General features: G+C 45.3%; 7 protein-coding genes. 4 read left to right on the top strand and 3 right to left on the bottom strand.

The annotated features are described in order from the left end of the window. Nucleotides 1-21: 21 nt before the first annotated feature. From AB4653_RS08140 to AB4653_RS08150, 3 genes are read right to left on the bottom strand one after another with little or no spacing between them, the layout of a single operon-like run. Nucleotides 22-3,129: an efflux RND transporter permease subunit gene (locus AB4653_RS08140; RefSeq protein ID WP_009847813.1), complete on the bottom strand. Its 3,108-nt coding sequence runs from the start codon at nt 3,127-3,129 to the stop codon at nt 22-24. After that, entirely contained in the window at nt 3,126-4,463 is a 1,338-nt protein-coding gene (locus tag AB4653_RS08145) for an efflux RND transporter periplasmic adaptor subunit (RefSeq protein WP_009847814.1), read from the bottom strand. The genes AB4653_RS08140 and AB4653_RS08145 overlap by 4 nt, the downstream gene beginning before the upstream one ends. Beyond that, on the bottom strand, nt 4,463-5,122 hold the full coding sequence (locus AB4653_RS08150) for a TetR/AcrR family transcriptional regulator (protein ID WP_009847815.1): 660 nt from the start codon (nt 5,120-5,122) through the stop codon (nt 4,463-4,465). The genes AB4653_RS08145 and AB4653_RS08150 overlap by 1 nt, the downstream gene beginning before the upstream one ends. A gap of 568 nt (nt 5,123-5,690) precedes the next feature. On the opposite strand from AB4653_RS08150, the gene leuA reads away from it, so the two are divergent. From leuA to leuD, 4 genes are all read left to right on the top strand, one after another. Next, nucleotides 5,691-7,238, top strand: coding sequence for a 2-isopropylmalate synthase (leuA, locus tag AB4653_RS08155; RefSeq protein WP_009847816.1), 1,548 nt, complete (start codon nt 5,691-5,693; stop codon nt 7,236-7,238). A gap of 97 nt (nt 7,239-7,335) precedes the next feature. Further along, entirely contained in the window at nt 7,336-8,427 is a 1,092-nt protein-coding gene (gene leuB / locus AB4653_RS08160) for a 3-isopropylmalate dehydrogenase (RefSeq protein ID WP_009847817.1), read from the top strand. Nucleotides 8,428-8,544: 117 nt separating this feature from the next. Continuing rightward, nucleotides 8,545-9,957, top strand: coding sequence for a 3-isopropylmalate dehydratase large subunit (gene leuC, locus AB4653_RS08165; protein WP_009847818.1), 1,413 nt, complete (start codon nt 8,545-8,547; stop codon nt 9,955-9,957). A 14-nt stretch (nt 9,958-9,971) separates the two neighbouring features. Continuing rightward, entirely contained in the window at nt 9,972-10,574 is a 603-nt protein-coding gene (gene leuD / locus AB4653_RS08170; protein ID WP_009847819.1) for a 3-isopropylmalate dehydratase small subunit, read from the top strand. Nucleotides 10,575-10,769 lie beyond the last annotated feature (195 nt).

A 10,769-nucleotide genomic window follows, 5' to 3' on the forward strand; every position in this document is an offset into this window, starting at 1 on the left:
TAAAGATTATAGCGCTAAAGATTATAGCGCTAATGGCTCATGCTTCTTCACCAACCCGAAGTCAGCCAATATCGCGTAAGCGGCAGGGATCATAAACAACACCAGTAAGGTTGAAGCAAATATGCCAAACACAATTGAAATAACCAGAGGCTGGATAACCTGAGCCTGCAAGCTGGTTTCCGTCAACAGCGGTAGCAAACCTGCTGCGGTCGTCATTGATGTCAAAAATACCGCACGGAAACGCTCGCGACTGGCCTTCACCACCGAGTCATGAACGCTATCTCCCTCATCAACATGGTGACGAATGTATTGCACTAACAAGATGGAATCATTGACCACGATCCCGGCAAGCGACACAAAGCCCATCATGCTTGGCATACTCAAAGCGTGGCCAAGTATCCAGTGACCAACCACTACCCCAATGAAGGCTAGTGGAATCGCCAACATCACGACCACAGGTTCTAAGTAACTTCTGAACTGATAACTTAGAATCGCAAATACGCCGAATAAGCCGAGCAAGAACCCTTTGCCCATTGAGGCTCCGGTCTTCGCGGCATCTTTGGCTTCACCTTCAAAATCAAAACGTAAACCCGGGTACTTCTGAATAAGTTTGGCGGCTTCATCTTTTTGGAACTGAGCCAGAATCGCGGATGAACTCGCTTTCTTATTATCAATATCACCAAAGATACTGATGGTTCTTAAGCCATCGATGCGTTGAATTCGCACGTAGTTACGCTGGAAATCTAACGTTGCCAATGTAGCTAGCGGGATCTGGCTGCCGTCTGCGGTGATGATTGGGAAGTTAGCCAGTTGCTGTAAATCACCCGCTTGTTCTTTATCAAGGCGTACCTCAATCGAAATGTTCTCAACCCCAATTTGGATTTCATCCGCAGTCTGACCAAAGAAGGCCGCACGCAATTGGGAAGCAATCATCTGCCCATTCACATTGTAGGTTTCCGCACCTGGGCGAAGTTTAACTAAGATCTCTTCCTTACCCATGCGCATGTCATCAAGAACACCATGCACACCATCAAACTGATTAAGGTACTCCTGAATATCCAAAGAAGCCGATTTCAATGCAGCAAGATCATCATGTTTGGCGCGGATCTCGATAGCACGACCACCCGGCCCCATCGTCGGTTGTTTGAAAACCAGCGAGATAGGGTCCGCCAAATCGCCGATGTCTTCCCGCCATGCATCAATGAAATCATCGATCACCGTGTTGCGACTTTCTGCACCTCGTAAGTCTAAGCGCACGGTAGCTAAGTGTGGCCCTGATTCATTGGCATCCGCGTTTGCATTGAATTGGCTGGTGATATGCTCAACCAATCTATTACCGTCCTCGACGTCTTCACTCCACTGCTCATTCAAACGTTCAGCAGATGCGACTATTTTATCGACCACTTTCTCGGTTTGAGACAGTGATGCGCCCGGTGGAAGAATGATGCGAGCCTCGGCAATATCACCATCCAACTCAGGAAATGGTTGGAATTTGACAACACCACCAGCAATCAAGGAGATAGATAGAAGTAATAAGGTTATCACTCCCCCCATAAAGGCGTAGCGGAACGTCACGACCTTCTCAACCATGTTCATCAAGATGGTATTACGAAAGTTCTCGAACTTCTCTAACAACACAACTTTAAAGCGCAGCGCTGGCTTATCATTTTTTTCTTTGTGTAATGAATGAGATAAGTGATTTGGTAGAATAAGAAACGCCTCGATTAAGCTCAGCGACAACACCAAGATAAGCACCTGAGGCACCGCTTTAAGCACCGCGCCCATTTCCCCATCAAGGAACAGTAAGCTACCGAAAATACACACCGTGGTTAGGAAAGAAGACAGTACTCCGGGAAGCACTTTCTTTACGCCGTTGTACACCGCATCATCAACGCTTTGTCCCCTATCTAAATGGGAGGCTATCGATTCGGCTATCACGATGGCGTCGTCCATCATGATACCAATCGCCATTAATAAACCGACCAGTGACATAATGTTGATCGACAAGCCAAGGTTGGCCATCAAGAACAAACCACCAAGGAAGGCTACCGGCAGACCAGCAGCTACCCAGAATGAATATCGCAAACTGAAGAACAACCACATGGTGGCAAACACCAACACAATACCTTGCCAGCCGTTGCGCACCATCATGGTCAGACGATCCCAAAGTACAGAGGAGAGATCATTGGTCATTTGCAGTGTCACACCATCGGGGGCAATCGCGCTTTGATCCTCAACGAATCGCGTCACGTTCTCTTTGATTCGTAACGCATCATCTTCTTTATTCTTACTGATCTTCAACAGAGCAGATGGCTTACCATCAAACAGAACCTTCTGCTCATCCAACTCAAAGCGATCGGTTATCTTGGCAATATCTCTCAAACGAATCACCGAGCCATTAGGCGCAGATCCAACCACGATGCTTTCCAGCTCAACCGGTGTAATTCGTCTCTCATCAAAACGAATCAGAAAATTTTTGTCTGGCGTCTCAACGTTACCGCTTGGCAGTTTTACATTCTGACGGCCAATTTGGTCGGCGATATCACCGACACTCAAACCCAACTGGCGAATGGCTTGGGTATCCAGTTCGACACGATATTGGTGATCGGAAAAACCACTAACTTCGACTAAAGAAACGTCGTAATCGAGCTTCATGGTTCGTTTGAGATCTTCGGCGTAAGCTTTGAGTTCAGGCCATGAGGTTTCGGCTGTAATAGCGATATCAACTACCGGTTCATTCCAATCCAACTCTTGAACAACCGGAGATTCAATCTCACTAGGGAAATCATTGATCGAGTTGATCTGAGTTTGAACGTCCACCAGCATTCGGCCAATGTCCGCTTTCTCATTTAACTTGAGAATTAAACGAGCGCTGCCTTCGATGGCTTCACACTGAGTCTCTTCAATGTTAGCTAGGCCATCGACGGCATCTTCCATTCGTACACACAAGCTTTCTTCCACTTCTTGTGGTGATGCACCGGGATAAACGATGGCCGCCATAATATAAGGCGGATCATAAGCGGGGAAGGTTTCACGCTTGATGGTTGATAATGAGCTTATACCCATGATCAATAACCCAAGCATCAACAAGTTTGCAGCTGTTGGGTGCCTAGAAAAGAACTTGATCATGACGCACTCTCCTGAGTATCCGATTCAAGCTTAACCTCTGTAGAGTTCGACTCTTTCAGTAACATGCCTTCGATAGCTGGCAGGACGTCATTAAGAACCAATTTATCTCCCGTTTGTAGCTCGCCACTCACAACCACTTGGTTATCTCTGCGATAAAGCACTTCAACATTCACCACTTGCAAGCGCTGATTGTCATCCATCAGGTAAACCTTGTCACCGTGCAATGCTCGCTCTGGAACCACCCAACTTAGATTCGCGACACCTTCAATCTCTGCTTTGACGAACATGCCATTGACCAAAGGCGTTGCACTGCTTGGCTGCAGAGCTGAATAGTCTTGACCAATTTCAAGAATGATCCCCGCAGTTGCTTGGTTCTCATCAACGGTTTCACTGATTCTCGCAACCTTTGCAGGCCAATTGAGGTTAAGGCTGCCACTGTTTAGCTGAATACTTGCTTTGATTGGCGCTTCATAAGGGTTTGGTATGCCTGCGGCATCACGAGGGAATTGAGTAAAGCTTGAGGCTAAAGTTTGCATATCGTGAATAGAGAGTTGCGCCTCAACTTCCATAACTTTAATCCCGTGAGCAACAAACATCTCTTGCTGAAGATTAACCACTTGGTTCTGTTCAATATCGACCTGAGCTATTCGCATCGCTCTAGGCAAGGTGATGGTCGTTTTATCCAAAGAGCGTTGCGCCTCTTTTACTTTAGAGACATTCACCTTAATCACTGCTTCCGCAACACGCTTTTCATCTGGCATCAATGCAATTTGGTTGTCAATATCCAATACAAGCTTCTGTTGAGACAACGCACTTTGCTGCTGGAGATCAACATCGGATTGAGAAGTTAGCCCTTTCTTGCGCAGATCTTGTTTACGTTGCAGCTCTTTATTGCTGATCACTAAGCGGTTCTTTTCGATCTTTAAGGTCTGCTTAAGGTTATCTTCTTCTTGGTTTAACTTAGCTAATGAAGTCTGGCTTGATTTAAGATCCGCTTCAGCTTGTACCAACTTCAACTCGTAATCCAAAGGATCGATCTTAAGTACCTCAGTTCCCGCTGGAATGATCTGCCCTTTTTCTAGGTCTGGATGTCGATAAACAATCTGCCCTGTCACCTCGGCGATGGCTTTCCATTCAACTTTAGGGACTACTTTGCCAAAGCCCACCGCCAACGGCGCGATCATTTGTTGTTCTAAACTAACTGTTTCGACTAGACGAGCCCTATCTCCCGCGGGCTTAGTCGGCAGATCCGGCTTTAAGCTAATCGCAGTCACAAGGCCGATGACACCAACCGCAAGTGCTGGGAAGAAGAGTAGTTTTTTATTTATTTTCATTATCTTTTGTCCTGCACTGCAGAAGGGCTCGGTGCGTTGATAAAGCCTTCGGTCATCAATTGAATGTTGTGTTCGATTAAACGGTTAAGAAATTCTTCATTAATCTCAATACCATGGATTGCTAATAGAGGGGGCGGAGCAATGAAGGGGAACACCATCAAGCTTATATACGAAACTCGACACAATTTTGGATCCATGTTCTGTTTTAAGATGCCTTGTTCAACCAGCTTTTCAAAAATGACATCTTGGGCTGGCTTGGCGACATCGAGAAAAACCTTTTCGAGCAACTCTCTTTGCACTTCAGAGGGAGGCATATTCATCACTTGAGCAATCAAGCGAGGAAACTTGGGCACCTTGACCATCTCTTTATAGTAAGTCCGCATTAAATCAAGAAAGTTCTCATGGCTGCTTTCTTCAACCAATCTCTGCATTTGCAATTGCATCGGTCGTAGCGTTTCACGCAGCATCGCCTCAAATAATCCAGCCTTACTGCCAAAGTAATAACGGATCATCGCAATGTTCACACCCGCACGATCAGCAATCAGGCGTGTCGAGACCTTGTCGTATGACTGAACGACAAACAGATCACGAGCATGCTCAATCAATAGTTGTCGAACATCTAAGTTCTGTTGAGGTCGCCCCGCTTTTCGTGCCGTCATGGCAAAAATCCATCTCTATAATTAATCATTCGATTAATTATAGAGATAAACAGGCATAACAGTAGAAGATTAATTACTCACTATTTAATCAATTGATTAATTACTTTAGTCACGCTTGTGATTTTTTTGGTGAATCGTTCCATTAAAAATATTTACTACAAAGTTTTAACCTACACATCAGCCAAACGATAAACTAACCCGCCAATACAAAACCACCATTCAGTTGATATCGCTAACACTTAAACAAAAAACAGCACAAACAAAACCAAAACACTGCCAATGCACGCTGATATTGGATTTTCTTGTTTGACGCTCAGAATAAATTACGGTAAATATGGTGTTAACAGTTTATTTACGGATATTTGTGTAATGATTTTTTCTTCTTCTCTACTGCTGAAACTTCTCCTTATCGTGAACCAATCGCGCGGGTAAGTTGTGGGTCAAGAACTACACAAATATTAAAACCCGCACTGAGCGGGTTTTTTTGTAACTGGCACTTTTAAAAGAACATCATTCTTAATAATAATTTGGATAGCAATCGATTCATTATCGATATAAGGAAGCACCCATGAACGATCAAGTAATAATTTTTGATACTACCTTACGTGACGGCGAGCAAGCATTGGCTGCAAGCCTTACGGTAAAAGAGAAGTTACAGATCGCTTATGCTCTTGAGAGACTGGGTGTAGATGTTATCGAAGCTGGCTTCCCTATTTCTTCTCCGGGTGATTTTGAGTCAGTACAAACCATCGCTAAACACATCAAAGACAGCCGTATTTGTGCGCTTTCTCGTGCCGTAGCGAAAGATATCGATGCCGCTGCCGAAGCGCTTAAAGTTGCTGACCAGTTCCGTATTCATACCTTCATCTCAACATCAACGGTTCACGTACAAGACAAATTACGCCGCAGCTACGATGACGTAGTAGAGATGGCAGTGAAAGCAGTCAAGCACGCTCGTAACTATACCGATGATGTTGAATTCTCTTGTGAAGATGCCGGCCGTACCCCTATCGACAACCTATGTCGCATGGTTGAAGCCGCGATTAACGCAGGCGCGAAAACCATCAACATTCCAGACACAGTGGGCTACACAGTACCAAATGAGTTTGGTGGCATTATCAAGACGCTATTCGATCGCGTACCCAACATCGACCAAGCGATCATCTCTGTTCACTGTCACGATGACTTAGGTATGTCGGTTGCAAACTCAATTGCTGCTGTGCAAGCGGGCGCTCGCCAAATTGAAGGCACAATCAACGGTATTGGCGAACGTGCAGGTAACTGTTCTTTAGAAGAAATTGCAATGATCATCAAAACTCGCCAAGAGCTTTTGGGTGTTCATACTGGCTTGGATCACAAAGAGATTCACCGTACCAGTAAGTTGGTTAGCCAACTTTGCCACATGCCGATTCAAGACAATAAAGCAATCGTCGGTGCTAACGCATTCAGCCACTCTTCAGGTATTCACCAAGATGGCATGCTTAAGAACAAGAACACTTACGAGATCATGACGCCTGAGTCTATTGGCTTGAAAAACAAAGCCTTAAACCTAACAAGTCGTAGTGGCCGAGCCGCTGTTAAGAGCCACATGGACGCGATGGGTTATAAAGACAATGAGTACAACCTAGATTCATTGTACGAAGACTTCTTGAAGCTTGCTGATCGTAAAGGACAAGTGTTCGATTACGACCTAGAAGCATTGATGCACTTCGCGAATCTACGTGATGAAGATGACTTCTATAAACTTAACTACCTAAGCGTACAATCTGGTAGTGTTATGTCTACCACCAGCATCAAACTGCAATGTGGTGATGAAGAGAAATGCGAAGCGGCTGTCGGCAACGGCCCGGTTGATGCTTTATACCAATGTATCTACCGCTTAACAGGCTACGAAATCGCGTTGGATAAGTTCGACCTAACTGCAAAAGGTGAAGGTGAAGATGGCTTAGGTCAAGCTGACATCATTGCTAACTATAAAGGCCGTAAGTACCACGGTACGGGCGTTTCAACAGATATCGTTGAAGCTTCTGGTCAAGCGTTGCTACACGTTATCAATAGCATTCAACGCGCAGACACTATTGCTGAAATGAAGCAGCAAAAATTCGCGACAGTTTAATACCCCAATAACAGAGCCCTAGAGCCGATGTTGTTGGCTTTAGGGACAAAATTTAAAACGAGCCAAACAGCTCAGTAACAAGAATTAAAGGATTAACATGACAGATAAATCATACAAGATTGCCGTACTACCTGGTGATGGCATTGGCCCAGAAGTAATGCAGCAAGCACATAAAGTGCTAGACGCGATTGAAAAGAAGCACGCGATTAGCTTTTCTCGCGAAGAGTATGATGTTGGTGGTATCGCAATTGATAATCACGGCTGCCCACTTCCAGAAGCGACAGTAACGGGCTGTGAAGAATCTGACGCAGTACTATTTGGCTCGGTTGGCGGACCTAAGTGGGAACATCTCCCACCAAACGATCAACCAGAGCGTGGTGCCCTACTTCCTCTACGTAAACACTTCCAACTGTTCTGTAACTTACGTCCTGCACAAATCCATAAAGGTCTAGAGTCTTTCTCTCCTTTGCGTGCAGACATCTCAGGTAACGGCTTCGACATCGTTGTTGTTCGTGAACTAACTGGCGGTATCTACTTCGGTCAACCAAAAGGCCGTGAAGGCGAAGGCGCAACAGAGAAAGCCTTTGATACTGAGGTTTACCACCGTTACGAAATCGAACGAATTGCGAAGATTGCTTTTGAATCCGCTCGTCTACGTAACAAAAACGTTTACTCAATCGATAAAGCGAACGTTCTTCAGAGCTCTATCTTATGGCGTGAAGTGGTTGAAGAGATCGCAAAAGATTACCCAGATGTCACGCTAAAGCACATGTACATCGACAACGCGACCATGCAACTAATCAAAGATCCATCTCAGTTTGATGTGATGCTTTGTTCAAACATCTTCGGTGACATCATCTCTGATGAGTGTGCAATGATCACAGGCTCTATGGGTATGCTTCCTTCTGCAAGCTTGAACGAAAGCAACTTCGGCCTATACGAACCAGCAGGTGGCAGTGCTCCAGATATCGCAGGTAAGAACATTGCGAACCCAGTCGCGCAAATTCTTTCGGCAGCGCTAATGCTTCGTTACAGCCTAGGCGAAGAAGCGGCAGCGCAAGACATCGAAACAGCGGTATCTAAAGCACTTTCTGCAGGCGAGCTAACTGCAGACCTTGCAGGCAAGAACCAAGCGCTGACTACCTCAGAAATGGGTGACAAGATCGCTGAGTACATCTTAGCTTCATAAGCTAGATGCTTAGATTAAAAGCAAGTACATAAGAATAATATCAAGCCAAGTCAGCTTAGACAGTATGACTTGGCTAGAAACAAACACTGGGACTGATGCTCCCAAGGAAGAAAAGCTATGTCGACAAACCAGCAAGCAAAAACCTTATACGAAAAAGTTTATGACGCTCACGTTGCGGTTGCAGCGAAGGGCGAAACGCCAATTCTTTATATCGATCGCCACTTAGTCCACGAAGTAACGTCGCCACAAGCCTTTGATGGCCTGCGTGAAAAAGGTCGTAAAGTTCGCCAAGTAGGCAAAACTTTTGCGACCATGGATCACAACGTATCGACACAAACGAAAGACATCAACGCTTCGGGTGAAATGGCTCGTATCCAAATGGAAACGCTATCAAAAAACTGTGAAGAGTTTGGTGTCACGCTTTACGATCTAAACCACAAATACCAAGGTATTGTGCACGTAATGGGTCCTGAGCTAGGTATTACTCTGCCGGGCATGACCATCGTATGTGGTGACTCACACACTGCAACACACGGTGCATTTGGTTCTTTAGCATTCGGTATCGGTACTTCTGAAGTTGAGCACGTTCTAGCAACTCAAACGCTAAAACAAGCGCGCGCTAAAACCATGAAGATCGAAGTAAAAGGCAAAGTCGCTGAAGGCATTACCGCAAAAGATATCGTACTCGCGATCATAGGCAAGACAACAGCCGCTGGCGGTACAGGCTACGTGGTTGAATTCTGTGGTGAGGCAATTACTGACCTTACAATGGAAGGTCGTATGACGGTATGTAACATGGCAATCGAGCTTGGCGCTAAAGCAGGCTTAATCGCTCCAGATGCAACGACATATGAATACATTAAAGGTCGTAAGTTCTCTCCACAAGGTGAAGACTTAGAAGCAGCAATCGAATACTGGGACACATTGAAAACTGATGCTGACGCTGAATTCGATGCAGTTGTGACACTAGAAGCAGCAGACATCAAACCACAAGTTACTTGGGGCACTAACCCAGGTCAGGTTATCTCGGTAGACACACCAATCCCTGCACCAGAAAGCTTCGCAGATCCTGTTGAAAAAGCTTCAGCAGAAAAGGCTCTAGCGTACATGGGTCTTGAAGCGGGTAAATCTCTATCGGATTACAACGTTGATAAAGTCTTCGTAGGTTCTTGTACTAACTCGCGTATCGAAGACATGCGTGCAGCTGCAGCAATAGCAAAAGGCCGCCAAGTAGCGAAACATGTTCAAGCATTGATCGTTCCGGGCTCTGAGCAAGTAAAAGCACAAGCGGAAGCTGAAGGCCTAGATAAGATCTTTATCGAAGCCGGCTTTGAATGGCGCCTGCCGGGTTGCTCTATGTGTCTTGCAATGAACAATGACCGTCTAGGTCCACAAGAGCGCTGTGCTTCTACATCAAACCGTAACTTTGAAGGTCGCCAAGGCCGTGATGGTCGTACGCACCTAGTTAGCCCAGCAATGGCAGCCGCAGCAGCAATCGCTGGTCACTTTGTCGATATTCGTGAACTTTAATTAGAGGATTTAACATGTCAGGTTTTCAACAACACACCGGATTAGTCGTTCCTCTAGATACGGCCAACATCGATACTGATGCGATCATTCCAAAGCAGTTTCTACAGAAAGTGAACCGTATCGGTTTTGGTAAGCATTTGTTCCACGACTGGCGCTTCCTTGATGATGCAGGCCAACAACCAAACCCTGAGTTTGTAATGAATGCACCACGCTATAAAGGCGCTTCAATTCTACTGGCTCGTGAAAACTTCGGTTGTGGTTCATCTCGTGAGCACGCACCTTGGGCGCTTGCCGATTACGGTATTCAAGTGATGATCGCGCCAAGCTTTGCTGATATTTTCTACGGTAACTCGATCAACAACCAGATGGTGCCTGTTCGTCTTTCAGAGCAGGAAGTCGATGAACTATTCCAGTTTGTTGAAGCAAACGAAGGCGCTGAGATCGACGTTGATTTAGAAGCAATGAAAGTCAGAGCAAACGGTAAAGAGTACTCGTTTGAAATTGATGAGTTCCGTCGTCACTGTTTGCTGAATGGCCTAGATAACATCGGCCTAACGCTTCAACATGCCGATAAGATCTCAGAGTTTGAAGCTAAGATTCCTAGCTTCCTGAAGTAAAGAAGTCTTGAAATAGAATCACACAGTTTTGTGTTCATATAAAAGGTTGGCTTAGCGCCAACCTTTTTTATTTGGCTAAGCTTTTAACTTAACTTCATATGTTTATTTAAATGAAGAGCATTGAAAGAAAATGGTAAGCCTTAAGGTCTTAGTAGTCAGTCATCAGGAGAATGCCATGAAACAACTACTTTTTAT

It is taken from the genome of Vibrio sp. 10N.222.48.A3 (assembly GCF_041475345.1).
Classification (GTDB): domain Bacteria; phylum Pseudomonadota; class Gammaproteobacteria; order Enterobacterales; family Vibrionaceae; genus Vibrio; species Vibrio tasmaniensis_A.